This window comes from Mesorhizobium sp. P2_F7, assembly GCF_056403695.1.
Window position 1 is genome coordinate 385,254 of sequence record NZ_JBFUFA010000004.1, and the last position, 24,122, is coordinate 409,375.

At 62.5% G+C, this 24,122-nt stretch carries 28 protein-coding genes and 1 pseudogene; 13 read left to right on the forward strand and 16 right to left on the reverse strand.

Translation table 11 applies throughout. The features are described 5' to 3' along the window. Window positions 1–2 precede the first annotated feature (2 nt). The 4 genes from AC1DZ8_RS15925 to AC1DZ8_RS15940 all read right to left on the reverse strand — a co-directional run bounded on the left by AC1DZ8_RS15925 (window position 3) and on the right by AC1DZ8_RS15940 (window position 4,378). Window positions 3–821: an ABC transporter permease gene (locus AC1DZ8_RS15925; RefSeq protein ID WP_477301613.1), complete on the reverse strand. Its 819-nt coding sequence runs from the start codon at window positions 819–821 to the stop codon at window positions 3–5. A gap of 1 nt (window position 822) precedes the next feature. Then, window positions 823–1,734 carry an ABC transporter permease gene (locus tag AC1DZ8_RS15930; protein ID WP_477401182.1) on the reverse strand — a complete coding sequence of 304 codons (912 nt, stop codon included), beginning with the start codon at window positions 1,732–1,734 and terminating at the stop codon, window positions 823–825. Window positions 1,735–1,965: 231 nt separating this feature from the next. Further along, entirely contained in the window at window positions 1,966–3,255 is a 1,290-nt protein-coding gene (locus AC1DZ8_RS15935) for an ABC transporter substrate-binding protein (RefSeq protein WP_112561348.1), read from the reverse strand. A 34-nt stretch (window positions 3,256–3,289) separates the two neighbouring features. Continuing rightward, window positions 3,290–4,378, reverse strand: coding sequence for an ABC transporter ATP-binding protein (locus AC1DZ8_RS15940; protein WP_477301610.1), 1,089 nt, complete (start codon window positions 4,376–4,378; stop codon window positions 3,290–3,292). A gap of 264 nt (window positions 4,379–4,642) precedes the next feature. Between AC1DZ8_RS15940 and AC1DZ8_RS15945 the strand changes: the two genes are divergently transcribed. Continuing rightward, window positions 4,643–5,353, forward strand: a complete 711-nt coding sequence (locus AC1DZ8_RS15945; RefSeq protein WP_477301608.1) for a GntR family transcriptional regulator — start codon at window positions 4,643–4,645, stop codon at window positions 5,351–5,353. Between the two features lie 3 nt (window positions 5,354–5,356). Here AC1DZ8_RS15945 and AC1DZ8_RS15950 read toward each other — a convergent pair whose 3' ends face one another. After that, window positions 5,357–6,586: a GNAT family N-acetyltransferase gene (locus AC1DZ8_RS15950; protein WP_477301606.1), complete on the reverse strand. Its 1,230-nt coding sequence runs from the start codon at window positions 6,584–6,586 to the stop codon at window positions 5,357–5,359. Window positions 6,587–6,678: 92 nt separating this feature from the next. Between AC1DZ8_RS15950 and AC1DZ8_RS15955 the strand changes: the two genes are divergently transcribed. Then, window positions 6,679–7,737, forward strand: a complete 1,059-nt coding sequence (locus AC1DZ8_RS15955) for a polysaccharide deacetylase family protein (RefSeq protein WP_477301604.1) — start codon at window positions 6,679–6,681, stop codon at window positions 7,735–7,737. Between the two features lie 11 nt (window positions 7,738–7,748). Here the strand turns inward: AC1DZ8_RS15955 and AC1DZ8_RS15960 are convergent, their stop codons facing one another. Next, the gene (locus AC1DZ8_RS15960) at window positions 7,749–7,964 is read right to left on the reverse strand and encodes a DUF2842 domain-containing protein (RefSeq protein WP_477232828.1); all 216 of its coding nucleotides are present in this window, start codon (window positions 7,962–7,964) and stop codon (window positions 7,749–7,751) included. A 151-nt stretch (window positions 7,965–8,115) separates the two neighbouring features. Here AC1DZ8_RS15960 and AC1DZ8_RS15965 point away from each other — a divergent pair, with 151 nt between their 5' ends. Then, on the forward strand, window positions 8,116–9,207 hold the full coding sequence (locus AC1DZ8_RS15965; RefSeq protein ID WP_477301602.1) for a COX15/CtaA family protein: 1,092 nt from the start codon (window positions 8,116–8,118) through the stop codon (window positions 9,205–9,207). On the opposite strand, the pseudogene AC1DZ8_RS15970 reads toward AC1DZ8_RS15965, so the two are convergent. From AC1DZ8_RS15970 to speB, 3 genes and pseudogenes are all read right to left on the reverse strand, one after another. Beyond that, a pseudogene (locus AC1DZ8_RS15970) lies at window positions 9,197–9,412 on the reverse strand (aminoglycoside phosphotransferase family protein); the annotation flags it as partial. The gene AC1DZ8_RS15965 and the pseudogene AC1DZ8_RS15970 overlap by 11 nt on opposite strands. Before the next feature lie 14 nt (window positions 9,413–9,426). Continuing rightward, window positions 9,427–10,353 carry an N-acetyl-gamma-glutamyl-phosphate reductase gene (argC, locus tag AC1DZ8_RS15975; protein ID WP_477301600.1) on the reverse strand — a complete coding sequence of 309 codons (927 nt, stop codon included), beginning with the start codon at window positions 10,351–10,353 and terminating at the stop codon, window positions 9,427–9,429. 30 nt (window positions 10,354–10,383) lie between these two features. After that, entirely contained in the window at window positions 10,384–11,385 is a 1,002-nt protein-coding gene (speB, locus tag AC1DZ8_RS15980; protein ID WP_477301598.1) for an agmatinase, read from the reverse strand. Window positions 11,386–11,630: 245 nt separating this feature from the next. Between speB and AC1DZ8_RS15985 the strand changes: the two genes are divergently transcribed. Then, on the forward strand, window positions 11,631–12,683 hold the full coding sequence (locus tag AC1DZ8_RS15985; protein WP_477301596.1) for a glycerophosphodiester phosphodiesterase family protein: 1,053 nt from the start codon (window positions 11,631–11,633) through the stop codon (window positions 12,681–12,683). Window positions 12,684–12,861: 178 nt separating this feature from the next. On the opposite strand, the gene AC1DZ8_RS15990 is transcribed toward AC1DZ8_RS15985, so the two are convergent. Continuing rightward, a complete protein-coding gene (locus AC1DZ8_RS15990; protein WP_477301594.1) occupies window positions 12,862–13,734 on the reverse strand; it encodes an aldo/keto reductase family oxidoreductase in 873 nt (290 codons plus the stop codon). Window positions 13,735–13,828: 94 nt separating this feature from the next. Here AC1DZ8_RS15990 and AC1DZ8_RS15995 point away from each other — a divergent pair, with 94 nt between their 5' ends. After that, window positions 13,829–14,731, forward strand: coding sequence for a LysR family transcriptional regulator (locus tag AC1DZ8_RS15995; protein ID WP_477301592.1), 903 nt, complete (start codon window positions 13,829–13,831; stop codon window positions 14,729–14,731). Window positions 14,732–15,020: 289 nt separating this feature from the next. Beyond that, window positions 15,021–15,434, forward strand: coding sequence for a hypothetical protein (locus AC1DZ8_RS16000; protein WP_477301590.1), 414 nt, complete (start codon window positions 15,021–15,023; stop codon window positions 15,432–15,434). A 228-nt stretch (window positions 15,435–15,662) separates the two neighbouring features. Here the strand turns inward: AC1DZ8_RS16000 and rpsI are convergent, their stop codons facing one another. The 5 genes from rpsI to AC1DZ8_RS16025 all read right to left on the reverse strand — a co-directional run bounded on the left by rpsI (window position 15,663) and on the right by AC1DZ8_RS16025 (window position 18,002). After that, complete coding sequence (gene rpsI, locus AC1DZ8_RS16005; RefSeq protein ID WP_023669408.1) at window positions 15,663–16,145, reverse strand: 30S ribosomal protein S9; 483 nt, start codon at window positions 16,143–16,145, stop codon at window positions 15,663–15,665. A 1-nt stretch (window position 16,146) separates the two neighbouring features. Next, window positions 16,147–16,611, reverse strand: a complete 465-nt coding sequence (gene rplM / locus AC1DZ8_RS16010; protein WP_192253381.1) for a 50S ribosomal protein L13 — start codon at window positions 16,609–16,611, stop codon at window positions 16,147–16,149. A gap of 274 nt (window positions 16,612–16,885) precedes the next feature. Further along, window positions 16,886–17,284, reverse strand: coding sequence for a type II toxin-antitoxin system HicB family antitoxin (locus AC1DZ8_RS16015; RefSeq protein ID WP_477301587.1), 399 nt, complete (start codon window positions 17,282–17,284; stop codon window positions 16,886–16,888). Between the two features lie 20 nt (window positions 17,285–17,304). Further along, window positions 17,305–17,496, reverse strand: coding sequence for a type II toxin-antitoxin system HicA family toxin (locus AC1DZ8_RS16020; RefSeq protein WP_477301966.1), 192 nt, complete (start codon window positions 17,494–17,496; stop codon window positions 17,305–17,307). A gap of 50 nt (window positions 17,497–17,546) precedes the next feature. After that, entirely contained in the window at window positions 17,547–18,002 is a 456-nt protein-coding gene (locus tag AC1DZ8_RS16025) for a PaaI family thioesterase (protein ID WP_477301585.1), read from the reverse strand. Window positions 18,003–18,155: 153 nt separating this feature from the next. On the opposite strand from AC1DZ8_RS16025, the gene AC1DZ8_RS16030 reads away from it, so the two are divergent. The 7 genes from AC1DZ8_RS16030 to AC1DZ8_RS16060 all read left to right on the forward strand — a co-directional run bounded on the left by AC1DZ8_RS16030 (window position 18,156) and on the right by AC1DZ8_RS16060 (window position 23,376). Beyond that, window positions 18,156–18,977, forward strand: coding sequence for an enoyl-CoA hydratase (locus AC1DZ8_RS16030; protein WP_477301583.1), 822 nt, complete (start codon window positions 18,156–18,158; stop codon window positions 18,975–18,977). 12 nt (window positions 18,978–18,989) lie between these two features. Continuing rightward, window positions 18,990–19,412 carry a VOC family protein gene (locus AC1DZ8_RS16035; RefSeq protein WP_477301581.1) on the forward strand — a complete coding sequence of 141 codons (423 nt, stop codon included), beginning with the start codon at window positions 18,990–18,992 and terminating at the stop codon, window positions 19,410–19,412. Between the two features lie 6 nt (window positions 19,413–19,418). Next, window positions 19,419–20,195, forward strand: coding sequence for an AAA family ATPase (locus AC1DZ8_RS16040; RefSeq protein WP_477301579.1), 777 nt, complete (start codon window positions 19,419–19,421; stop codon window positions 20,193–20,195). Between the two features lie 10 nt (window positions 20,196–20,205). Then, window positions 20,206–20,958 (forward strand): GNAT family N-acetyltransferase, encoded by a 753-nt coding sequence (locus AC1DZ8_RS16045; protein ID WP_477301577.1) that lies wholly within the window; start codon window positions 20,206–20,208, stop codon window positions 20,956–20,958. After that, window positions 20,955–21,476 (forward strand): CoA-binding protein, encoded by a 522-nt coding sequence (locus AC1DZ8_RS16050; RefSeq protein WP_477301575.1) that lies wholly within the window; start codon window positions 20,955–20,957, stop codon window positions 21,474–21,476. The genes AC1DZ8_RS16045 and AC1DZ8_RS16050 overlap by 4 nt, the downstream gene beginning before the upstream one ends. A gap of 181 nt (window positions 21,477–21,657) precedes the next feature. After that, complete coding sequence (locus AC1DZ8_RS16055; RefSeq protein WP_477301573.1) at window positions 21,658–22,938, forward strand: O-acetylhomoserine aminocarboxypropyltransferase; 1,281 nt, start codon at window positions 21,658–21,660, stop codon at window positions 22,936–22,938. 90 nt (window positions 22,939–23,028) lie between these two features. Continuing rightward, window positions 23,029–23,376, forward strand: a complete 348-nt coding sequence (locus AC1DZ8_RS16060; RefSeq protein WP_477301571.1) for a cupin domain-containing protein — start codon at window positions 23,029–23,031, stop codon at window positions 23,374–23,376. A 60-nt stretch (window positions 23,377–23,436) separates the two neighbouring features. On the opposite strand, the gene AC1DZ8_RS16065 is transcribed toward AC1DZ8_RS16060, so the two are convergent. Continuing rightward, window positions 23,437–24,093 carry a transporter substrate-binding domain-containing protein gene (locus tag AC1DZ8_RS16065; RefSeq protein WP_477301569.1) on the reverse strand — a complete coding sequence of 219 codons (657 nt, stop codon included), beginning with the start codon at window positions 24,091–24,093 and terminating at the stop codon, window positions 23,437–23,439. Window positions 24,094–24,122: the final 29 nt, after the last annotated feature.

The following is a 24,122-nucleotide window of genomic DNA, read 5'->3' on the forward strand; positions in this document are numbered from 1 at the left end:
GATCACGTTCTCGCCCGGCGGCGGCCGACATAGAGGATGGCGCCCAATGTCGCCAGGATCACCAGGAAAGAGAACACGGTGGTCACCGTGCCCAGGGCGTAAAGCACCGGCGTCGTGACATTGGTGGTCATGCCGTAGATCTCGAGCGGCAGCGTGTTGAAGGTGCCCGACGTCATCAGCGTGCGGGCGAACTCGTCATAGGACAGCGTGAAACCGAACAGGCCGACGCCGATCAGGCTTGGCGCGATCATCGGCAGCACGACATGGGCAAAGGTCTGCCAGGACGAGGCGCCCAGGTCACGCGCGGCTTCCTCGTAGGCCGGGGAGAAGCGGTTGAAGACGGCGAACATGATGAGCACACCGAACGGCAGGGTCCAGGTCAGATGCGCGCCGAAGGCTGACGTGTACCAGGCCGGGCGGAAGCCGATCTGCTGGAAGACGACGCCGATGCCCAGCGAAATGATGATCGAGGGTACGACGAGGCTGGCGACCGCCAGATAGAACAATGCGGTGGCGCCGCGAAATTTCTGCCGGAAAGCAAGCCCCGCCAGCAGCGACACCACAAGGGTGACGACCATCACCATCAGGCCGAGCACCAGTGAGCGCTTGAAGCTGCCGCCGAAATCACCGACCGCCTGGCGCTCGAACAGATTGGCGAACCAGTGCAGCGACACGCCATTGAGCGGGAAGGTGAGGCCGCCGGTCTCGCCCTGGAAGGACAGGATCAGGATCGCCGACAGCGGGCCGTAGAGGAACAGGACGAACAGCGTGAAGAAGGCCGCCAGCGCGTAGAATTCGAGGGTGCGTTTTTCGCGGCTCACCTCAAAGCTCCTTGCGGATGTCGACGATGCGCAGGATGCCGGCGACCATCAGCAGCACCAACACCAGCAGCACCACGGCGTTGGCGGCGGCGGCGGGATATTGCAGCAGCGACATCTGGTTTTTCATCATCAGCGCCACCGATGCGCTCTGGCCGCCCGACATCACCTGCACGGTGGAGAAATCGGCCATCACCAAGGTGACGACGAAGATGGTGCCGATCGCCATGCCGGGCTTGGCCAGCGGAATGACGACGTTCCACAGCACCTGCCAGCCGGAAGCGCCGGCATCGCGCGCGGCCTCGAACAACGAGCGGTCGATACGCATCAGCGTGTTGAAGATCGGCGTCACCATGAACAGCGTGTAGAGATGCACCATGGCGAGCACGACAGCGAATTCGGAATAGAGCAGCCATTCGATGGGTTTTGGCACCAGCCCCAGTTGCACCAGCGTCGAGTTGATCAGCCCGTTGCGGCCGAGCACCGGGATCCACGAGATCATGCGGATGATGTTGGAGGTCAGGAACGGTACGGTGCAGACCAAGAAAAGCACCATCTGCATAGCCGTGGTGCGGATGTGGAAGGCGAGGAAATAGGCGACCCAGAAGCCGATGAACAAGGTCAGCGCCCAGACGATGGCAGCGAATTTGATGGTGTTGAGATAGGTCTTCCACGTCACCCAGGAGCCAAGCACGTCGGAATAGTTCGTCGTCAGGAAATCCGGATACATGGCGGCGAAGTCGTAATCCCAGAAGGACACGACGGCGATCATGATGATGGGCAGAAGCAGGAACCCGCCGAGGATGAGTGCCAGCGGTGCCGATTGGAGATAGGGCGCGACGGCACTGAGTGACAAGCGGCGCCGCTTGCCAGATGTGGCGGCTGCGATTGCGGGGCGCTCGAGCGCGACGGTCATGTGGAAAATCCTCCGCGCGATCGTGATGACTCGCAATCCTTCGCGCCCCCCTCTGTCCTGCCGGACATCTCCCCCACGTGGGGGGAGATTGAACTCTCATAACTGCCTTCGCCAATCTCCAACGTTGCTGAGCCGGCCATGAAGCTGCCAATCTCCCCCCTTGTGGGGGAGATGTCCGGCAGGACAGAGGGGGGCGCGAAGGATCGCAACATCATAGTGAACGCGTCCGCTTTACGCCGCGATGAACTCGTTCCAGCGCTTCACCATGTAGCGGTCCTCGTCCATGACCGAGTTCCAGCAGGCGACCTTGCCCATGCGTTCCTCGAACGAGCCGCCGTCGCGCACGGCGCCGGCCTTTTCCATGACGGTGCCGTCGGGCGCCTTGATCTCGCCCTTGGCCGGCTTGCCCTCGATCCAGTAGCCCCATTCGTCCTCGGACATGAACTTCTTGGCCGAGACCATGTTGGCCGAATAGTAGCCTTGGCGATTGAGATAGCCGCCGACCCAGCCCGACGTGTACCAGTTGATGTATTCGTAAGCCGCGTCGAGCTCGGCGCCTTTGAGATGGGCGGCGAGGCCAAGGCCGCCGCCCCATGAGCGGTAGCCTTCCTTGAGCGGCTGGAAGCGGCAGGCGATGCCCTTGGAGCGCACGGCGGCGACGGCCGGCGACCACATCGACTGGATGACCACTTCGCCCGACGCCATCAGGTTGACGCTCTCGTCGAACGACTTCCAGAAGGCACGGAACTGGCCGGCCTGCTTGGCCTTGATCAGGAAGTCGATCGTCTTGTCGATTTCTTCCTTGGTCATGTTGCCCTTGTCGGCATATTTGATGTTGCCGGTGGCCTCCATGATCATGGCCGCATCCATGATGCCGATGGACGGGATGTTGAGAATGGCGGTCTTGCCCTTGAAGGCCGGGTCCATGATGTCGGCCCAGGTGGTGATGTCGCGGCCGACGAGGTCGGGGCGGATGCCCAGCGTGTCGGCGTTGTAGATCGTCGGCACCATGGTGAACCAGTTGGTCGGCGCCTTGGCGAAGGTCTTTGAGTCCTGCGCCTCGACATAGCCGACCGTGTGCGGCGCGGTGCCCTGGGCGATGACGCTATCGGGGGTGAGCTTGCCGGTTTTGAACAGCGGCACCAGCTCGTCGTAGTATTTCAGCTTGCTGACATCCATCGGCTGCAGCACGCCGCTCGGGAATACCTTCTTGCAGATCCAGTATTCGATGTCGGCGATGTCGTAGCTGTCCGGTTGCGTCACGGCGCGCTGGGCGGCTGCGTCGGAATCGGTCGCCGTCATCTCAAGCGTGATGCCGAGGTCGGCCTTGCACTTGTCGGCGATGGCGTTGAGGTTCGACACGCCGGTGCCGAACTGGCGCAGCGTGATGTTGGACTGCGCCCAGATGGTCGGGAAGCCGGTGATGACGCCGGAGCCGGCGGCGAGGCCGACGGCGGCGGCGCCAGTCTTGAGTAGCGAGCGGCGCGAAATGCCAGTCTTGGTTTGCGGTGTGTTTGTCATGCTTATTCCCCTGTTTTGTTTTGCTTCGTTGAATTCATGAATGAAGGCGCCCGAGGACGATCGCATCCTCGGAATCCCAGGCGAGCGGTACGGCGTCGCCAATGGCGACGGGTTTGGCGAAGAAGTCGGAATCGTCGACGATGACCGTGAAATCGTCGATGCCGGCGCCGGTCACCGACAGCTTCACCGTGGCGCCGCGATATTCGATGTTGGAGACGATGCCGGTGAAGCCGAGGCCGGGCGAGGGCGCTTCACCCATGCGCACATGGTCGGTGCGGATGGCGATATCGATTGGCGTCCCCACGTCCTGGCCCTGACCGCAGGCGGCGAGCGAGGCGCCGCCATTGACGTCGAAAACGACCATGCCGTCGCGCGCGCCGCTGACCCGGCCGGAGATGACATTGTGGTCACCCATGAAGCGCGCGACAAACGCCGTGGCCGGCCTTTCGAACACATCGCGCGGAGGTGCCGCCTGTTCGATGCGGCCGTCATTCATGACCACGATCAGATCCGCCAGAGCCATGGCCTCCTCCTGGCTGTGGGTGACGTGGACGAAAGTGATGCCGAGCGAAGTCTGCAGCTTCTTCAACTCGGCCCGCATACGGATTTTCAGGAACGGGTCGAGCGCCGACAGCGGCTCGTCGAGCAGCAGCGCCTCGGGGTCGGTGATCAGCGCCCGCGCCAACGCCACGCGCTGCTGCTGGCCGCCGGAAAGCTGCGCGGGGCGGCGCGTCGCATAGGCCTCCATCTGCATCAGCTTGAGCATGTCGAGCGCCTTGGCGCGGCGCTTTTCCTTGTCGACGCCCTTCATCTTCAGGCTGAAAGCGACATTGTCGATGAGGTCGAGATGCGGGAACAGTGCATAGGATTGGAACATCATCGCCGTGCCGCGCTTGGCGGGCGGCAGGTCGGTGACGACAGTGTTGCCAAGCCGGACATCGCCCGACGAAATGCTTTCATGGCCGGCGATCATGCGCAGCGTCGAGGTCTTGCCGCAGCCGGAGGGACCCAGCAGGCAGCAATAGGTGCCTGCCGGTATTTTCAGGCTGATGGCCTCGACGGCAGTCGTCGTTCCGTACACTTTCGAAACGGACACGATGTCGATCTCGGCGGCTTTGGACATTCAGGCTTTCCCGTTTGGTCGCATTAACCAAAGCATCATGCGTGCCAGTTTGCGGGTCAGCGGCCAAGCAGTTGAATTGTCTGAAAAATCAGGCTTCGGCAGCGCTGCCTATCTAGCGAGCTGCCTTGTGCATTGCACAAATTATGGGCGATTGTGCGCGATTTGCACAAGAATCGTATGCAATCTTTTTTAGCTTCGTGTCCACTTTGCCTCTCGTGCGCAGCCGACGAGTCGCGCTAGAAGGGGGCGGGAACCATCATCGCCATGAACATAGCCGATCAGATCTATTCCGCCGACAGCGCCAATCAGGATCGCGCCCAGGCGATCCGCGATAATCTGCGAGACGCCATCGTCGACCGTCGGCTGGCGCCGGGCACCAAGCTGTCGGAGGGCGAGGTCGGCACGCTGTTCGACGTCTCGCGCACCGTCGCGCGCGCGGCGCTGCAGATGCTGTCCTTCGAGGGGTTGGTACGTACCGAGCGCAACCGTGGCGCCTTCGTCGCCAACCCGTCGCCCGAGGAGGCGCGCCAGGTGTTCGCCTCGCGCCGGCTGATCGAGCCGGGCCTTGCCATTGCCGCCTGCGGGCGGGTCACTGCCACCGATATCGCCGCCTTCCGCGCCCAACTCGATGAGGAAGGCCGCTTCATCGCCGAACGCGGTCCGACCGCGCGGCGCTCCGAAATCAAGGCGTCAGGTGATTTCCATCTGCTGCTCGCCTCCGTCGCCGGCAACGCCATCCTGCAGCGCTTTATGGAGGAACTGGTTGCGCGCTCCTCACTCGTTATCGCCCTTTACGGACGCTCCGGCGTGTCAGCCTGCGGGCATAGCGAGCACACGGGGATTGTCGGCGCGCTGGAGGCGGGCGATTGCGGGCTGGTGAGCCGCTTGATGCTGCATCACATCGACCACATCGAGGCTGATCTCGATCTGCGTGTCAGGGCTGGTCCCGCGCTGCGCGAAGCTCTCAATTTCTGACGGCTAATTTTCGTCTTCCGTGGCGGCGGGCGCTGCCTGTCCGGCCGCCTTGCGGCGCAGTATCTTGGTCAGCTTCCAGATCGTCGGGCTGTTCTTGATGAAAGCTTTCGCCCGCGCGCCTTGCCGCAGCGCCGATGCGAGCGCTCGTCCCTTCAGCGTCAGGGGCACCAGCACCTCGAAATGCTGGGTCTCGATATCGCACCAGAGCCGCTTGTAGGGTTCGTCGCCGACCGAGAAATCATAGACCTCGAAGCCGGTCTCGCAGGCTTCCTGGATGTTGTCGAAGAACAGGAAATCGCCGGGACTGGTGTGGCCGAGATCGTCCTCGGCAATGGCTCCGAATTCGCAGATCAGGCGTCTGCCCGAGCGGCTCGAACCGGTGATGGCGCGCAGCTTGCCGGCCACTTCGAGCCCATGCAGCACAAAGGCCGGTTTTTCATCGGCCAGCGCGCCGGCGAACAGCGTGCGGAAGAATGCACGCACCTCCGGCTCGCCGAAGACATTGGCGATGCCCATCTTGGCGAAGCGGAATTCCTTCATCTCGAAGAAAGCATCGAGCAGCCTGTTCACCTCATCCGGTGTCCGTGCTTCGAAGCGGCGATGACTGCCGACCGCCTCGAACTTGCGCGTCTGCGAACGGTGCTTCTTGCGTTTGCGCTTGCCGCTCGCGCGCGACAGCAAAGCATCGAAACCACCATCGAGGTCGACGGCGAGCGACAGGTTTGGGCTTGGAAAATTAGAGAACGTCGCGAGCGGATTGGCAACGCCTTCGAGATCGGGCAGCAGCCTTTCCAGCGCAACGAGGTCGATGTCGCGGCGCGCCTTGCCGATCGCCGTCACCAGCCGGCGGATCGCCCCGGCATCGGTCTTTGCCAGCCAGTTCGGATCGGCGGCGGCGAAATTGCCGTTGGCGTGACGTCCGCCCATGAAGCGGGCGACGCAAAATGGACCGGTTCGCGTGATTTCCAGCGCCAGCGAGAAGACCGGCCTGTCCTCGATTTTCAGCGTGGCGACGATGGCATCCGGATTGGCCTGCGCTGTCCAGGCACGGGCCCAGGCCGCGCTCTGCGCCGGCGCAAACAAGGCCGACCGGCAAAATTCCCCGTAAGAGGCGAGCGCGGCAGCGTCTGCGATCGACACCGACAGGCTGGTCTGGTCGGCAGCCGTTGCGCGCGCAGACGCCTTGCTTGCGGCGAGCCGATTGCCGTCAAATGACGCGGTGGCGTCAACCATACCTCAATCCTTAAGGCGTATTCGTCGCGATCAGGGAGTTCGCGTCGGCGCGTTCCGTGCTTGGATTGAGCCTAGGCGCAAAAGGTGAATGAATGATCGACGGCGGGGAGGCAGTTCGGAAACTGGCGCTTAACATCGCCCGCTTTACCGGCCTCGCACCGCTGGCCAAACCCTTCGTCGGCGGCATCGGCGCCATCCTGATGTTGCACCGGGTCACCGCCACGCCGGAAAAGCCCGACGGCGTCAACCGCCACCTCAACATCGCCCCGCGTTTCCTCGACGCTCTGGTCGCCGATATGAAGGCGAGGGGCTATGCCTTCGTTACGTTCGACGAGGCGATCGAGCGCATCAAGGCTGGCGGCAAGGACGGCCAGTTCGCCACCATCACCGCCGATGACGCCTATCGCGACAACATGACCGAAGCGCTGCCGGTGCTGGAAAAGCACGACGCGCCGATCACCATCTATGTCGCGCCGGGCCTGATCGACGGCAGCGCCGATTTGTGGTGGGACGTCGTCGAGGACATCGTCAACGCACGCGACCGGCTGACGCTAGCGACGCCGAAGGGTCCGGTGACGATCGACTGCTCGACCCACGGCAAGAAACTCCAGGCCAATGCGCGCCTGCACGCCTATCTGACGCTCGAGGTGCGCGAGGAGGATCAGCGCGCCGTGCTGCGCGAGCTCGCGCGCTCGAACGGCATCGAACTCGATGGCTTGCGCTCAAGCACGCTGATGACCTGGGACGATATACGCGCCATGGCGGCGCACAGGCTGGTGACCATCGGCGCGCATACGGTCAACCACCGCAATTTGAAGCGGCTCGACGAAGCCGATGCGCGCCATGAGATCGGCGACGTCAGGCGCCAGCTACAGGCGCAGCTCGGCGAAGAGCCGCGCCATCTCGCTTATCCCTATGGCTATGCCAGCGCTGTCGGCTGCCGTGAAGTCGGCTTTGCCCGCGATGCCGGCTACGCCTCGGCGGTGACCACCCGCCATGGCGTGCTGCATGCCGAGCATGCCGGCTTCCTGCACGCACTGCCGCGCATTTCGGTCAACGGCCGCTACCAGAGCGTCGCCCATATCCGCACCATGCTGTCGGGCGTGACGACGCCGCTGGCCAATGCCGGCAAGATGGTCGTGACAATTTAGCCTGGCCCGCTTCAGCCCTTCGGCCGCGGCTCCAGGATCAGCCATTTGATGATGCCCATCGCCGGCAGTATCCAGAACAGGCCGCTGAACAGGAAGAACAGGAAATGCACCAGCGGGCCGGATTCCGACAGCTGCGCCACCGCTATGATCGACGCGACCAGCGCATAGATGATGACCAGCGCCACCAGCAGGAAGGTTCCGATCAGCTTTTTCAGGCGGATGGGCATGAGGCGTTCTCGTTGATCGCCTTCGCTTAGGCCCAACCGGCGGCGCGCGCAACCCGGCAGTTGCGGCGCGACGGCGTGCCGCGCCGCCCGGTCTTGTCAGCCGGGTTGCGATGGTTCACCAATCCGCCACTTGCAACGCCGGGACAAATCCATGGCCGCCATCTCAGCTGCCGCGCCTTACACGGCCCGCGACCGTGACCTCTCCAACCGGGCGCTGGTGCGCGGCTGGCTCTATGTCGTGCTTCTGGTGCTGTTTGCGCTGGTGCTGGTCGGCGGCGCCACCAGGCTCACCAATTCCGGCCTGTCGATCACCGAGTGGAAGCCGATCCATGGTGTGATACCGCCGCTCAACGACGCCGAGTGGCAGGAGGAATTCCAGCTCTACCAAAAGATCCCGCAATATGCCGAGCTCAACAAGGGCATGAGCCTGGACGCCTTCAAGTCGATCTTCTGGTGGGAATGGGCGCACCGTATCCTGGCGCGCAGTGTCGGCCTGGTCTTCGGCCTGCCGCTGCTGGTCTTGTGGGCGACGCGGCGCATCGAGCGCGGCCTTGGGCCAAAACTGCTCGGCATTCTTCTGCTCGGCGGCCTGCAAGGCGCCATCGGCTGGTGGATGGTGGCCTCCGGCCTGGTCGACCGCGTCTCCGTCAGCCAGTACCGGCTGGCGACGCATCTGACGCTTGCCGCGCTGATCTTCACCGCGACCATGGTGGTCGCGCGTGGGCTGGCGCCGCACTCAGAACCTGCCGCCGATCGGTCGACGCAACGACTGGCCGGTTTCATCGTGTTTCTTGCGCTGGTCCAGATCTATCTCGGCGGCCTGGTCGCCGGCCTCGATGCCGGCCTGAGCTACAACACCTGGCCGCTGATGGACGGCAAGATCGTCCCCAGCGACCTGCTGCTGCTCGAACCGGCCTGGCGCAATTTCTTCGAGAATCCGAAGACGGTGCAATTCGTCCATCGGCTGGGCGCCTATACGGTCTTTGCCGTCGCGCTCTGGCATATGATCGCGACACGGATGCGCCAGCCGGGAACGACGCATGCGCGGCGCGCGACGCTGCTGTTCCTGCTGGTTCTGGTCCAGGCCTCGATCGGCATCGGCACGCTGCTAATGCAGGTGCCGTTGCACATGGCACTGACGCATCAGGCCTTCGCCCTTGTCCTGCTGGGTTTTGCCGCCGCGCACTGGCGCGGCACCAAGGGCGCCTATCCGCTGCCGCACGAGATAGAAGTCAGAAGCTGAGCCGCACCTTCCGGATCGCTTCGGCCACCGACAACTCGCGGTTTTCATCGACCGCATTCTCGTCTTCGTGGTGCCACGCGGCCGACAGGCAACCCCAGGCGATTGCGTGGTCCAGAATGGCGGGCGGCGTCTGGCCGAGCGTTGCGGTGAAGACTTCCGCCATATGCGCGATGCGCTCCGGATCGAGGCAGAGATCGTCGCGCTCGCTCTCCTTCTGACTTAAAGGCCGAGCATCAGGTCCATGTTCTGCACGGCCGCACCCGAGGCGCCCTTGCCGAGATTGTCATAGACGGCGATCAGCAGCGCCTGTGCCCTGTCGTCATTGGCAAAGACATAGACCTTCATGCGATTGGTGCCGTTATAGACCTCCGGATTGATCTCCGGCATGCGCTCCATATGCGCATAGGGCGCCACCTCGACCACGCCGCCCTTGATGGCTGCAAAATGGTCGGCGATCGCGGCATGCAGTTCAGCGCCGGTCGGCACATGGTCGAGGCCGCCGAGCTGCAGCGGCACCACCGTGATCATGCCTTGGGCGAAATTGCCGACCGCCGGCTGCATGATCGGATCGTGCGACAACTTTGCGTAGGTCCTGAGCTCCGGCACGTGCTTGTGCTGCAGGGTCAGCCCATAGGGCAGGAATTCCGAGGCATCCTCGCCCTGGGCGACGTAGTCCTCGATCATCGGCCGGCCGCCGCCCGAATAGCCCGAAATGCCGTTGACCGTAACCGGGAAGTCCGGCGGCAGCAGGCCTGCCGCCACCAGCGGCCGCAGCGTTGCGATCGGTCCTTGCGGCCAGCAGCCGGGATTGGCGACGCGCTTGGCGTTGGCGATGGTCTTCGCCTGTCCCTTGTCCAGTTCGGCAAAGCCATATTCCCAGCCCTCGGCGACGCGATGCGCCGTCGAGGCGTCGATCACCTTGGTGGTGTCGTTGGCAATCAGCGACACGCTTTCCTTGGCGGCCGCATCCGGCAGGCACAGGATGGCGACATCGGCGGCATTGAGGAACTCGGCACGCGCCGCCGTTTCCTTGCGGCGCTCGGTCGGGATCGAGATGATCTCGAGGTCGCCGCGCTCGGCCAGCAGCGCCCGGATCTGCAGGCCGGTGGTGCCGTGTTCGCCGTCGATGAAGATTTTCGGTTTCATATCCCTGCCAAATTCCCTGCTAGTTCAAACCTATATGCCTTGGCCGTGGTTCGTAGCGCCATGGTTCCCGTTGTTCAACTCTTCGGCCCGCGCCTTACGTTCCGCCACCAGGCCGAGATAGTGCATGGCCACCATGGAGCCTGCGATCGCCGTTATATCGGCGTGATCATAGGCCGGCGCAACCTCGACGACATCGGCGCCGACAATATCGACCTGGCCGAGCTGGCGCAGCGTCGACAGGATTTTCGCCGAAGACGGTCCGCCGGCGACCGGCGTGCCGGTGCCAGGCGCGAAGGCCGGGTCGAGGCAGTCGATGTCGAAGGTGAGATAGGTCTTCCTGCCGCCGGTGCGGTCGACAATGGCATAGGCTATGTCTGACGCCCGCATCTCCTCGATCTCGTGACCGTAGAGGATCTTGATGCCGAACGTATCGGGCGCATGGGTGCGGATGCCGATCTGGATCGAGCGGTCGGGATCGATGATGCCTTCATTGACGGCGCGGCCGACGAAGGAGCCGTGGTCGATGCGCCTGCCGTCATCCGGCCAGGTGTCCTGATGGGCGTCGAACTGCACCAGCGCCAGCGGCCCGTGGATGGCGGCATGCGCCTTGAGCAGCGGCCAGGTGACGAAATGGTCGCCGCCGAGCGACAGCAGGAAGGCACCTGATTTCAGGATTTTCGCCGCTTCGCGCTCGATCGTGCCGGGTGTCTTCTGGTGATTGCCCGAATCGAGCAGGCAATCGCCATAGTCGACGACCGAGAGATGCTCGAACAGGTCGCGCGAGAACGGATATTGCGGATCGTTGTCGAGGATCGCCGAAGCGCGGCGGATCGCCTGCGGCCCAAACCGCGCGCCCGGCCGGTTGGTGACGGCGGCGTCAAAGGGAATGCCCCATACGACGGCGTCCGCGCCCTTTACGTCCTTGGTGTATTTGCGCCGCATGAACGACAGCGCGCCGGCATAGGTCGGCTCGAAGGATGCCCCCGTCTTGGAGCGGGCGGTGAAGGCGTTGTCGATGGTCTGGTTCGCCATTACGGGTCCTCTTTGTTCATCGGGCTGCCACAACTACAGAACCGGCACGCAAGATGCCAGTCACAGCTTGGCGAAACGACGTGGCGCTCTACAGGCTGCCTTCTCAAGTCCGCCCGGGCGCGCTGCCGGCATGGTTTCAGCACGACTTTGTTGCAGCGGCACGACAATCCACTAGCCGGCTTCGTTCACCGGGATGTCACTGACGTCGCCTATCCCCGGTCCGATCCGGCAAGGAGCGATTCTCGATGCGGACCATCTGCCTTCTGCTTTGCGCAGCACTTGGCGCTTTCACCGGCCAGGCCTCGGCAGGGGAAACCCGCGCCAGGCAGATTCTCGACCGCTTCGAACATGCCAACCAGTGGCGCGACCATGTCATGGTCGCCGCGCACCGCGCCGGCAGCATGCAGGCCGCCAAGACGCTCTACGCCGAAAACTCGCTCGCCGCCGTCGAGGGCGCGATCGCGATGGGCGCCGAAATCGTCGAGGTCGACATCAGGCGCTCGAAGGATGGCGAATTCGTCGTCATGCACGACAGCTGGCTCGACCGCACCACGAATTGCAAGGGCGAGGTGGTCAACTACACGCTGGCGGAGCTCAAACGCTGCAGGCTGGTGGTCGAAGGCACAGGTGCCGTGACCAATGAGGCGGTTTCCACGCTGCGCGAAATGTTGCTAGCGACCAGAGATCGCATCCTCATCAACCTCGACAACAAGCTCGATGTTCAGGCGCTGCCCGGCATGATCGCCATCGCTCGCGAGCTCGGCATGGCCGAACAGGTGATCGTCAAGGAGAACCTCTGGAACCAGCAGCGCATCGACACCGTCAAGGCGACGCTCGATGCTGCCGGCGGCGGCTTCCAGTTCATGCCGATCATCGCCGACGACGCGGTGCGTGACGCCGCCTTCGCCGAAAAGGTCGGCAAGGCTTTTGCGCCCGGCGCGATCGAACTGATCAACTGGCGGGCAGGGGCTGCGACGCTGACGCAGACTGGCGGACCACTGTTCAGCACGCGCATGCGGGCGATGTCGGTACGGGGCGGCTGGCACATCTGGGCCGACACCTACGCCATCGTCAACAAGCCCGGCGGCTTCCTCTCAGGCGGCCGCGGCGACGAACTGGCGGTTGCGGCCAGCCTGCCGGCCGAGACCTACGGCTTCTGGGCCGACCGCGGCGCCACCATCATCCAGACCGACGAACCGAAGGTTGCGATTGACTGGCTGGCGGCGAACGGGTTTCGGGTGCCTTATGCCGATGAGGCAAAGCCGGCCGAGCCGGCGAGCACGGCGAGTATCAATTAGAGCGACGCAGAAGCTGCGCTCTCCCCCCTTGAGGGGGAGATGGCCGGTAGGCCAGAGGGGGTCGCCGCGCACAGAGCGCTAGCCTCCATCTGCCGCAGGAAGGTTGAGCCCGGCCGGACCGACCCCCTCTGTCGCCTTTGGCGACATCTCCCCCTCAAGGGGGGAGATTAACCGCGTCTCACGCCGCCTTCGCCACCCCATCCAGCTCGGCCAGCACATCAGCCGACAGCTCCAGCTCCGCCGCTGCCAAGTTCTCTCTCAAATGTCCAACCGATGACGTCCCCGGGATCAGCAAGATGTTCGGCGAGCGGCGCAACAGCCACGCCAACGCCACCTGCATCGGCGTGGCGCCGAGCCGCGCCGCCACCTCCGACAAGGTCGACGATTGCAGCGGGCTGAAACCGCCGAGCGGGAAGAATGGAGTGTAGGCGATACCGGCGCGCGCCAACTCGTCGATCAATCCGTCGTCGTGCCTGTGCGCCAGATTGTACATGTTCTGCACGCAGACGATCTCGGCAATCCCCCGGCCTTCCTTGACCTGCGCTGCGGTGACGTTGCTCAGGCCGATATGGCGCACCAGCCCTTTGCGCTGCAGTTCGGCAAGCGCTGTCAGCTGCCCTTCGATCGAGCCTTCCGACGGCCCCATCGTCCCGAACATGATGCGCAGATTGACGACGTCCAGAACCTCAAGTCCGAGATTCCTGAGGTTGTCGTGCACAGCTTGCTCAAGTTCCCCGGGCGAATTGGCAGGCAGCCAGGAGGCATCGCTGCCGCGCCGCGCGCCGATCTTGGTGACGATGACGAGATCCTGGGGATAGGGCGCCAGCGCCTCACGGATCAGCTGATTGGTGACATACGGACCGTAATAGTCGCTGGTGTCGATGTGGTTGACCCCATTCGCAATCGCTTCGCGTAGTACCGCTATGGCCGCGTCATGATCCTTCGGCGGACCGAAAACGTGCGGCCCGGCGAGCTGCATGGCGCCGTAGCCGAGCCGCCTTACGGTGTGGCTGCCGAGGGTGAACGTGCCGGACTGGTCTATGTTGGCCATGATCTTTCTCCTTGAATGACCAAGCAGAAATAGGCGCTGTCCGCTGTCCTGATAACCCTATATAATCTGCACGGGCTGTACAGGATAGCGAACAGTGAATGTCGAACTGAGTGATCTCAACGCCTTCCTAGCGGTGGCACGTGCCGGGGGCTTTCGCGAAGCCGCGCGCGCCAGCGGCGGAAGCGCCTCGGGTCTGAGCGAGGCGGTCCGCCGCCTGGAAACACGGCTCGGTGTCCGGCTGCTCAATCGTACGACGCGCAGCGTCGCCTTGACCGACGCGGGTGCCGGGTTACTGGCGCGGCTTGGCCCAGCCTTGAACGAAGTCCAGGCGGCACTTGACGTGGTGAATGGCTTCCGCGACCGGCCGACGGGCACGTTGCGCCTCAACGTGCCGGTCAGCGCGGCGCGGCTGGTGTTGCCCAGCATCGTTCCGAGGTTTCTCCTTGCCTACCCCGGCATCCAGCTGGAGGTGGTCAATGAGGAGAGTTTCGTCGATGTGCTGGCGGCTGGTTGCGATGCCGGCATCCGCTACGACGAGCGGTTGGAACAAGACATGATTGCTGTGCCGATAGGACCACGCATCCAGCGCTTCACCGCCTCCGCTTCGCCGGCCTACCTAGATCGCCATGGTCGGCCTCAACACCCCAGCGAATTGCTCGGCCATGCCTGTTTGCGCGGCCGTTTCCCCAGCGGGGCGATGCCGTCGTGGGAATTCGAGCGTGACGGCGAGGTGGTGCTGGTCGATCCTACGGGTCCGCTGATCGTTGGGATCGGTGGCGGAGTCGATCTCGTCGTCGATGCGGCGATCGCCGGCCTGGGCATTCTTTGGCTGTTTGAAGACTGGCTGCGCCCGCATTTCGAGAGTGGTGCGCTCGAACCTGTGCTCGAGCCATGGTGGCAGAGCTTCTCCGGTCCGTTTCTCTACTACCCTGGCCGGCGCCTCGTGCCCGCGCCGCTCAGGGCGTTCATCGACTTCATCAAGGCCGGCGAGCCCTGAGATCTGTCGCCGGACATGTACTGCGCCGGCGCCATCACATCGTGACTTGTGTCTCCATCTCCAAAACCTTCGTTTGCGAGGCACCGTGGCCCGGGACAGGCTTCAATGATTATGTCCGCCCTAAAACCAGTTCAGCCCTAGGTGGGTGGAATGACACAATGCAGGGGAACCCATCAGTCACATTTGCGAGAAGCGCTTTGAAGCCGGTAGACCTACCCTGCGCTCCATGTATTGATTGTGCACGTAGTGTCGTGAATGAAGCTGAGAAAACCGCTGACGAAAGACTCGAATGAGCAAGATTCTGCTAATGGCGTCGATGGCTACCATGCTCATGCTGGCCGACAGCGCACATGCCATAACACATCATGTCGATCCAAAGAATTATGAGGAATCTTCACAAACATTAGAGGACTGTAAGAAGGAAACTCGATACGGTGAAGATTATTGCAATTGTGCGTACAGAGTTTCAAAAGGTATTTTGCAGAACGGACCCATCTTTAATATCTTTGTACAGGCGGCTATAAAAAACAAATCTCAAATAATAAAGTTGCGGGATTACACTCTAGAAAGTGATCTTTATAGCGAGCATGCATTCTCTTCGTTGCAAGAAAAGAGAGAGTACCTCGAAGGGAGGTTCGCCATGTTTACACAAAGATTGCGTAACCAGTGTGTAAGTAACGGGAAACCCATCAAGTTCTCCTGATTGACAGTGCTGGCTTGATCGTCGAGCCTATCTTGATCTGCTTCTCCACGCATTCGCTGTGCGGCCAACCTGAAGTGACCAACAAGGCCGCTGCCTGGGCGCACGGCGAAAACACGCGACCTTCTACCTCCCCTTGATGGGGAGGTCGCGCCGGGTGGGGTGACTGCCGAAACCCAAACAAAAAGGCCGCCCGGAGGCGGCCTTTGGAGATTGGCAGTTTCGTCGCGCTTAGCGCTTCGAGAACTGGAAGCTGCGGCGGGCCTTCGCCTTGCCGTACTTCTTGCGCTCGACGACGCGGCTGTCGCGGGTCAGGAAGCCGCCCTTCTTGAGAACGGCGCGCAGCGCCGGCTCGTAGTAGGTCAGCGCCTTGGAGATGCCGTGACGAACAGCACCCGCCTGGCCGGACAGGCCGCCGCCGATGACGGTGGCGACGATGTCGTACTGGCCGGCGCGGTTGGAGGCGATGATCGGCTGGTTGAGGATCATCTGCAGGACCGGACGCGCGAAATAGGTCGCGAATTCCTTGTCGTTGACGACGATCTTGCCGGAACCCGGCTTCACCCAGACGCGCGCAATGGCGTTCTTGCGCTTGCCGGTGGCATAGGCGCGGCCCGACTTGTCGAGCTTCTGGACATGGACGGGTGCTGCCGGCTGGGTATTGGTGTTGCCGGTGGCGGCGCCCAATTCTGCGAGCGAGGAAAGCTCAGCCATCTTATGCAACCTTCTTGTTCTTGGCGTTCAGCTTGGCCACGTCGAGGGTGACGGGCTGCTGGGCGACATGCGGATGTTCCGTGCCTGCATAGACGCGGAGGTTCTTCATCTGGCGACGGCCGAGCGGGCCGCGCGGGATCATGCGTTCGACGGCCTTCTCGACGACACGCTCGGGGAAACGACCCTCGAGCAGCTGGCGCGCGGTGCGCTCCTTGATGCCGCCGGGGTGACCGGTGTGCCAGTAGTAGACCTTGTCGGTGAACTTCTTGCCGGTGAACACCACCTTGTCGGCATTGATGACGATGACGTTGTCACCATCGTCGACATGCGGGGTGAAGGTGGGCTTATGCTTGCCGCGAAGATGATTGGCGATGACGGTGGCGAGACGACCAACGACGAGACCCTCGGCGTCGATCAGCACCCACTTCTTCACCACATCCGCAGGCTTCTGCGAAAAGGTTGCCATGGATTTCTGCTTTCGGTTAGGACCTACTCCAATGATGGAGAAGGCGTTTCTTGTTGCTTGGATTGGCGACAAGGCACTTGCCCGCCGCCAATAACAAAACGGCGGCCTTTGCGGGCCGCTGCTTCGGGAGGGCTTATAGGCGAGGGGACTTTGGGCGTCAAGGCGTAGGAAAAGCGTAGTGATCCGGAAATATCAATAAAAACAATAGCTTGATAGAAAGGTATTATTTTACCACATCGAAATCACGCCGCTTGGCTACCTGACCGCGGCAATTCTAGTGCTTGGCTTCGATTTCCTTGCGGGCTGCACTGGACAGAAATGCAGATCGCGTGATGCCGCGCTCGCGGGCTGCAGCGTCGATCGCACGCAAAACCCCGCGCTCAAAAGTTACGTTCGCTCTCACGACCGCGCTGTCATTGTCGATGAGCGGTACCGAGACAAGATAGCCGCCTTCGGCGAGCGCGCTGCGAATATCGGGGAGGGCAAGGATGGCTTCATGGCTCGACGGTTCGGGGACAGGCATGTCTTCCGCCCACAATTGCAAGGCTTCAACCGCATTCGGCACGATATCCTCTGCTTCGTCCGCAGCTGAAAAACAGCCGGGAATATCGGGGAAGCGGATGCCGAAGGCGCTGTCAGGGTCTTTGTCGACCAGTGCGAAGTAGTTTTTCATGGCCGTCTTTCCTGTGCGCTTCAGCCCGTTCTTGTCCAGCCTGCCTGCTTGGCGATTGCACGAACGGTACCCGTTGGCAGATCCTTTTCAGGATGGGGAACAATCAACACGATTGGACCCTTGCGGAATTTGTGGTGCGAGCCACGCACGGAAATCAGTTCGAAGCCCTCATCCCTGAGGCGCTTTACGATCTTGCGGCTGTCACGTTCCAGCAAAAGTCACCTATGCGCATATATATACACAACACTGAAAAATTCAATCGTCAGGATGGAGCCCGCTTCGGCGGGATCGAATAGGTGCCCGTGGCATGGGCTACCGTGTGGCCCTCCGGCCCGGCAACGATGTCGATATCGAACACCATCAGGCTCTTGCCCAGCTTCAGGATGCGGCAATGGCCGTCGATCGGCCCGGCCTCGGCCTTGCGCATGAAATTGATGTTGAGGTTGACGGTGACCGAGAGCGCGTCCGGCCCGGCATGGCTGAGCACGCAGACATAGCCGCCAATGTCGGCCAGCGTGAACAGCGACGGTCCGGACACCGTGCCGCCGGGCCGCAAATGCCGCTCGTCGGCATTGAGCCGCACCATGCAGCCGCCCGGGAACACGTCGATTGCCTCATAGAAGGTGAACTCGTCGTTGAGCTGCGGGTAGACGCTGGCCATCAGCGCATTGACTTCAGCCGCATTCAGCACTGGCTTGAGATTGTCCTGGGCGGGCATGTCGGTCTCTCGTTCTATGCCGGGCCTGTATGAACGCAATGGCGCGTTTCTGGCAACACCTTCAGCCCACTGGCGCAAGCGATGGGTGTTGATGAAACCCAATCCGATATTAGATAGTCTGGTGGCGCCCAGCGGAATCGCGGAGACCTTATCATGGCCGAAATCCTTGCCATCAAACCTGCTGCCATAGATGGGCCGGTCACTGCCAGGCTGGACAAGGGCGTGCTGCGCCTGACCCTCGCCAATCCGCCCGCCAACGCTTTGTCGCTTTCCGTTATGGCGGCGCTGAGCGCCGAGCTCGATCAGGCCAAGGCCAACAAATCCGTCCGGGTCATCGTCCTGGCGGCGGCCGGAAAGGTCTTTTGCGCCGGCCACGACCTCAAGGAAATGACCGCGCGCCGCGCCGACGCCGACAAAGGCAAGGCGTTCTTCGAGCAGACATTTTCGGCTTGCGCGGCGTTGATGCAGGCAATTGTTCGCCATCCCCTGCCGATAATCGCTGAAGTTGACGGGCTCGCCACCGCGGCAGGGCTGCAACTGGTTGCCAGCTGCGATCTCGCCATTGCCTCGCATGAGGCCACCTTCTGCACGCCGGGCGTCAATATAGGCCTATTCTGTTCGACGCCGATGGTGGCGCTGTCGCGCAACGTCTCGCGCAAGCAGGCGATGGAAATGCTGCTGACCGGCGAGACCATCGATGCCGCGACGGCCAAGGAGTTCGGCCTCGTCAACCGCGTCGTGCCGCGCGAATACCTGAATCAGATCGTCACCAAATACGCGCAAACCATTGCTTCCAAATCATCTTTGGTGGTCAAGACCGGCAAGGAAGCCTTTTACGCGCAGGCCGAAATGGGGCTGGCCGACGCTTACGCCTATACCGGACGCGTCATGGTCGAGAACATGCTGGCGCGCGATGCGGAAGAAGGCATTGGCGCCTTCATCGGCAAACGCAAACCGGAATGGACGGACGAATAGGTTTTTCGACCCATGGAACCGCGCATCTCCATCATAACCGTAGCCACCGACGATCTCGACCGCGCCGTGCGCTTTTATGAGGGCATGGGCCTCAAGCGTCACGCCGGCATCACCGACGGCGTTGCCTTCTTCCAGATGGGTGGCGCCATTCTCGGCCTGTTTCCGCGGCCAAGCGCCGAGGAAGATTCAGGCGTCAGCTTCGCCAAGGCGCCGTCGGCGGTCTATCTCGCCTACAACACCCGCTCCGATGCCGAGGTCGACGAGGTGCTTGCCATGGCAGAGAGGGCCGGCGGCAGGATCGTCAAGCCGGCCGGCCGCGCCTTCTGGGGCGGCTGGTACGGCTATTTCGCCGATGCTGACGGCCATGTCTGGGAAGTCGCCCACAATCCGGCCTTCCCGATCGCGGAAGACGGTACAATCTCGCTGCCCGACTGATCCCGCATGGCGTACCGCAAGCAACTGACGCGGCTCAAGGCGCCTTACCTCAAGCGCATCCTGCTCGACCCCGAACGAGTGGCCGACTGGGAAAAATACCCGTGGAACCTGCCGCTGTTTCGCGGCCAGGAATTCTCGCTCGAATTCACCACGCCGATCACCATCATCGTCGGTGAAAATGGCACCGGCAAATCGACGCTGCTGGAAGCCATCGGCGCGCTGGCCGGTTACGACGAAGCCGGCGGCGGCAAGGGCTACATGCCGGTCGACCATTCTCGTGCCATCGACAAGAGCGGTGCTGGGCTGGCCAACAGCTTTCGTTGCCATTGGCTGCCGAAGGTTACAGCCGGTTGGTTCTTTCGCGCCGAATCCTTCTATTCTGTTGCCCGTTACCTCGACGAGGCGGCCAGAGAATCCGGCGGGACGCCGCCGGATTTCCTGTCCTGGTCGCATGGCGAGGGCTTTATTCGCTTCTTCGAGGAGCGCTGCCGCCGGCAAGGTATCTACATCCTCGACGAGCCCGAAAGCGCGCTGTCGCCGTCGCGGCAGATCGAACTCTTGAAGATGCTGCGGCGCATGGACCAGTCGGGGACCGCGCAAGTGATCATGGCCACGCATTCGCCGCTGTTGATGGCCTGTCCGGGCGCTAGGCTGTTCCGCATCAGCCGTTTCGGCCTCGACCCGACCGATTTCAGCGACACCGACCATTTTCGCATGATGCGCGACTTCTGCACCGACCCGCAGGCGTTTATGGAAGAGGCGCTGCGGGAAGACGACAAGTGACGGTGCGGGCATGAGCGACGATCTCAACTGGCAGAGCGAACAGGCTTGCCGCGAAGCCTGGCCGGCAGCGGTGGAGACGGTTTTCGACGGCTGGCTTCTCAGGCGCTCCGGCGGCCGGATCCGGCGCAGCAATTCGGTAAATCCCCTGCGGGGCAAGCGCGGCACGCCTGAGAGCGTGCTCGATGTTGCCGAGGCATTCTATCTCGATCATGGCCAGACGCCGCTGTTCCGGGTTCCCGACATCGCCGCCGAAATGGACACGCTGCTCGGCCGCCGCGGCTACGATTTCGAAGGCGGAACCATCCACCTCTATGGCGGGATTGATGAGTTGGTGGATATCAGCGACGAGCACGTCACCGTGTCGCCGACGCCCAGCGAGGACTGGTTCGCGGCGCGGTTCCGCATGGGTGCTTATGACGAGGCTGATCGCCGCGTCTTTCGCGAAATGCCCGGTCTGATCATCGGCGACAAGGCGTTCGTATCCTGCGAGCGTGACAGCGAAATTGCCGCTTTGGCCTATGGCGTCATCCGTGATGGCCTGCTTGTGGTGGAGTCGGTCGAGACCGACAGCCGGTTCAGGCAGCAAGGCCTCGGCCGCAGGACGGTCGGCAGCCTGATCGGCTGGGCGCGGCGGGCAGGGGCCTCGGCGGCCTGCCTGCAGGTCGTCGCCGACAATGCGCCGGGCCGCGCGCTCTATGCTTCGCTTGGGTTCACCAAAGAACTCTACCGCTATCACTACCGCAGGAAGGCAATTGCCGGATGAACCACGACGCGTACGACAATGCCTATATCGGTGGCATCCTCAATTCGGTGAAGACCATCGCCATGGTCGGCGCGTCGGCCAATGACGTCAGGCCGAGCTTTTTCGTGCTGAAATACCTGCTGGCCAAGGGTTTTTTGGTCTTCCCGATCAATCCCGGACAGGCCGGCAAGGAAATCCTTGGCCGCACAGTCTATGCCAGCCTAGCCGATCTGCCTGATACGGTCGATATGGTCGACATTTTTCGGGCCTCCGCTGCAGTGCCCGGCATTCTCGATCAGGTGCTGAAGCTCAATCCCTTGCCGAAGGTGATCTGGATGCAGCTTGGCGTGCGCAATGACGAGGCGGCGGCGCGCGCCGAAGCGGCCGGCATCAAGGTGGTGATGAACCGCTGCCCCAAGATCGAATATGGCAAGCTGTCGGGCGAGATCGGCTGGACCGGTGTCAACTCGGGTGTGCTGTCATCGAAGAAGCCGCTGATGCGGTCGGGATACCAGAGTTTTGGCGTGCGCCAGAAATAGACCGCGATCCCGAAAGCCATGCTCGGTTCCCAGGCGAGCAAAATTATTCCGGGAAGCGATGAAGTTCCCCGCGCGTTCATCGTAGATCGCTTGCCGAAAGGTATTTTCTTCTTTGCATTCGTGGCTGCGGTTCGCCAAGAATGCCCACGATTTTCAGAAGGTTCAGGAGAGGGAGGTTTCGATGACCCGTACGCCCGGTTTCAACACGCTCGCCGTCCATGCCGGCGCCAAGCCCGACCCGGCGACCGGCGCACGCGCCACGCCGATCTACCAGACGACCTCCTTCGTCTTCGACGATGCCGACCACGCCGCCTCGCTGTTCGGGCTGAAGGCGTTCGGCAACATCTACACCCGCATCATGAACCCGACCCAGGCGGTGCTGGAAGAGCGGATCGCAGCACTTGAAGGCGGCACGGCAGCACTTGCCGTCGCCTCCGGCCATGCCGCTCAGGTGCTGGTGTTCCACAATCTGCTGACGCCCGGCGACAATTTCGTCGCTGCGACAAGGCTTTACGGCGGCTCGATCAACCAGTTCGGCCACGCCTTCAAGAACTACGGCTGGGAGGTGCGCTGGGCCGACACCAATGACATCTCGACCTTCGAGAGCCAGATCGACGACAAGACCAAGGCGATCTTCATCGAGAGCCTGGCCAATCCGGGTGGGGTCTTCGTCGACATCGAGAAGATCGGCGACATTGCCCGCAAGCACGGCCTGCCGCTGATCGTCGACAACACGCTGGCCTCGCCCTATCTGGTGCGGCCGATCGAGCACGGCGCCGACATCGTTGTCCATTCGCTGACCAAATTCATCGGCGGTCACGGCAATTCGATCGGCGGCGCCATTGTCGACGGCGGCACTTTCGACTGGTCGAAATCGGGCAAGTACCCGATGCTGTCTGAGCCGCGCCCCGAATATGGCGGCATCGTCCTGCACGAAACCTTCGGCAATTTCGCTTTCGCCATTGCCGCGCGCGTGCTCGGCCTTCGCGATCTCGGCCCGGCGATCTCGCCTTTCAATGCGTTCCTGATCCTGACCGGGCTGGAAACCTTGCCGCTCAGAATGCAGCGCCATTGCGACAATGCGGTCACCGTCGCCGGCTGGCTGTCCAACCACCCCAAGGTCGCCTGGGTGAATTATCCCGGCCTGCCCAGCGACAAGAACAATGCGCTGCAGAAGAAATACTCGCCGCTCGGCGCCGGCGCTGTCTTCACCTTCGGCCTGAAGGGTGGCTACGAGGCGGGCGTCAAATTTGTCGAGGCGCTCGAACTGTTTTCGCATCTGGCCAATGTCGGCGACACCAAATCGCTGGTCATCCACCCGGCCTCGACCACGCACCGCCAGCTTTCCGACGAGCAGAAGGTCAAGGCGGGCGCGGGTCCGGACACGGTCCGGCTTTCCATCGGCATCGAGGATGTCAACGACATCGTCGCCGATCTCGAACAGGCCCTGGCCAAGGTTTGATCTTTACCCTCCCCCTTGTGGGGAGGGTCGGCGCGTAGCGCCGGGGTGGGGGTGAGCCGGCGCAAGCCAGCTCTTTCATGGAGGCAATTCTTGTCCGCGCATTACCAGACAATATCGATCGACAGCGTCGACGCCGAGCATGGCGCGCCGGCGCCGGATCGCCTGATTGCGGGCGATCCAAAATTCCGCACCTGGAATGTCGAGGAGCGCGATGGCGGCCTTTATGCCGGGATATGGGAAGCCACACCCGGCAAATGGCGCATCGTCTATGATGAGTGGGAGTTCTGCCACATCCTGTCCGGCGTCTCGGTGGTTGCCGAGGATGGCGGCGAGGCGCGTACGGTGCGCGCCGGCGACAGTTTCGTGCTGAGGCCGGGCTTTAGAGGCAGCTGGGAAGTGCTTGAAACGACTCGCAAGGAGTATGTGATCAAGCTCTAGCCAGCGGTCGGATTCACAGAAGGCGATCGATGTCGGCGCCGGAAAATCCGTGCTCGCTCATCATCTCGCGGTGCCAGGAACTGCCCAGCACATCGTCGAGGCAGGAATCGATGCGCCGGCGCAACGCCGCATTGCCCTTGGCCAGCGCAAAGGCACCGGCGGCCGGCTGTTTTTCCGCCCCGGAACGTCGATGACGGTGAGCGGCGCATCGGGGTGCCGGCCGAGATAGCCGCGATGCGCCATGGCGACGCTGGCATAGGCATGCACCGCACCGGCAGCGACGGCGTCAGCCGCTTCAGCCTGCGTGGCGAAGACCTTGATGCGCTCGGGCGGAACACCGTTTTGCAGGGCTGTCTGGTGTTGGATCTGGCCTGATATGATGCCGATCAAGGCTGCCTGATCCTCGGCAACGGACCGGTAGCCGTCGAAGGCACGCGGGTTGCCCTTGGCGACCAGCAGCCCGTCAGCCAGCAACCAGATCGGCCGGCTGAAGTCGACAAGCATCCTGCGCTCTTCCGACACGAACAGGCCCGTCGTCATGTCCCATCGACCATCGACCAGCCCGGGGAGCAATTCGGCAAACTCAGTCTCGGCCGGTGAAAATGCCTCCGCCAGCAGTGCGCAGACTTTCTCCGCCAGCTTGGCGTCGCAACCGTTAAGTGCCTCGGAGGGATCGGTAAAGCAGAAGGGAGGTTCTTGCAGGAACGCGAATCTCATCGGCTCGACCCTATCATTCCGGCGCTTGT

Bases quoted from the DNA above. Each gene is read 5' to 3' on its own strand.
- AC1DZ8_RS15965 (WP_477301602.1), top strand. From the start codon at position 8,116: ATGGCCGCCATCTCAGCTGCCGCGCCTTACACGGCCCGCGACCGTGAC.
- AC1DZ8_RS16065 (WP_477301569.1), bottom strand. From the start codon at position 24,093: ATGAGATTCGCGTTCCTGCAAGAACCTCCCTTCTGCTTTACCGATCCC.
- AC1DZ8_RS15960 (WP_477232828.1), bottom strand. From the start codon at position 7,964: ATGCCCATCCGCCTGAAAAAGCTGATCGGAACCTTCCTGCTGGTGGCG.
- AC1DZ8_RS16040 (WP_477301579.1), top strand. From the start codon at position 19,419: ATGGCGTACCGCAAGCAACTGACGCGGCTCAAGGCGCCTTACCTCAAG.
- AC1DZ8_RS16050 (WP_477301575.1), top strand. From the start codon at position 20,955: ATGAACCACGACGCGTACGACAATGCCTATATCGGTGGCATCCTCAAT.
- speB (WP_477301598.1), bottom strand. From the start codon at position 11,385: ATGGCGAACCAGACCATCGACAACGCCTTCACCGCCCGCTCCAAGACG.
- AC1DZ8_RS16055 (WP_477301573.1), top strand. From the start codon at position 21,658: ATGACCCGTACGCCCGGTTTCAACACGCTCGCCGTCCATGCCGGCGCC.
- AC1DZ8_RS15950 (WP_477301606.1), bottom strand. From the start codon at position 6,586: ATGGTTGACGCCACCGCGTCATTTGACGGCAATCGGCTCGCCGCAAGC.
- argC (WP_477301600.1), bottom strand. From the start codon at position 10,353: ATGAAACCGAAAATCTTCATCGACGGCGAACACGGCACCACCGGCCTG.
- AC1DZ8_RS16030 (WP_477301583.1), top strand. From the start codon at position 18,156: ATGGCCGAAATCCTTGCCATCAAACCTGCTGCCATAGATGGGCCGGTC.
- AC1DZ8_RS15930 (WP_477401182.1), bottom strand. From the start codon at position 1,734: ATGACCGTCGCGCTCGAGCGCCCCGCAATCGCAGCCGCCACATCTGGC.
- AC1DZ8_RS16025 (WP_477301585.1), bottom strand. From the start codon at position 18,002: ATGCCCGCCCAGGACAATCTCAAGCCAGTGCTGAATGCGGCTGAAGTC.
- AC1DZ8_RS15990 (WP_477301594.1), bottom strand. From the start codon at position 13,734: ATGGCCAACATAGACCAGTCCGGCACGTTCACCCTCGGCAGCCACACC.
- AC1DZ8_RS15985 (WP_477301596.1), top strand. From the start codon at position 11,631: ATGCGGACCATCTGCCTTCTGCTTTGCGCAGCACTTGGCGCTTTCACC.
- AC1DZ8_RS15955 (WP_477301604.1), top strand. From the start codon at position 6,679: ATGATCGACGGCGGGGAGGCAGTTCGGAAACTGGCGCTTAACATCGCC.
- AC1DZ8_RS15940 (WP_477301610.1), bottom strand. From the start codon at position 4,378: ATGTCCAAAGCCGCCGAGATCGACATCGTGTCCGTTTCGAAAGTGTAC.
- AC1DZ8_RS16045 (WP_477301577.1), top strand. From the start codon at position 20,206: ATGAGCGACGATCTCAACTGGCAGAGCGAACAGGCTTGCCGCGAAGCC.
- rplM (WP_192253381.1), bottom strand. From the start codon at position 16,611: ATGGCAACCTTTTCGCAGAAGCCTGCGGATGTGGTGAAGAAGTGGGTG.
- AC1DZ8_RS15935 (WP_112561348.1), bottom strand. From the start codon at position 3,255: ATGACAAACACACCGCAAACCAAGACTGGCATTTCGCGCCGCTCGCTA.
- AC1DZ8_RS16015 (WP_477301587.1), bottom strand. From the start codon at position 17,284: ATGAAAAACTACTTCGCACTGGTCGACAAAGACCCTGACAGCGCCTTC.
- rpsI (WP_023669408.1), bottom strand. From the start codon at position 16,145: ATGGCTGAGCTTTCCTCGCTCGCAGAATTGGGCGCCGCCACCGGCAAC.
- AC1DZ8_RS15945 (WP_477301608.1), top strand. From the start codon at position 4,643: ATGAACATAGCCGATCAGATCTATTCCGCCGACAGCGCCAATCAGGAT.
- AC1DZ8_RS16035 (WP_477301581.1), top strand. From the start codon at position 18,990: ATGGAACCGCGCATCTCCATCATAACCGTAGCCACCGACGATCTCGAC.
- AC1DZ8_RS16000 (WP_477301590.1), top strand. From the start codon at position 15,021: ATGAGCAAGATTCTGCTAATGGCGTCGATGGCTACCATGCTCATGCTG.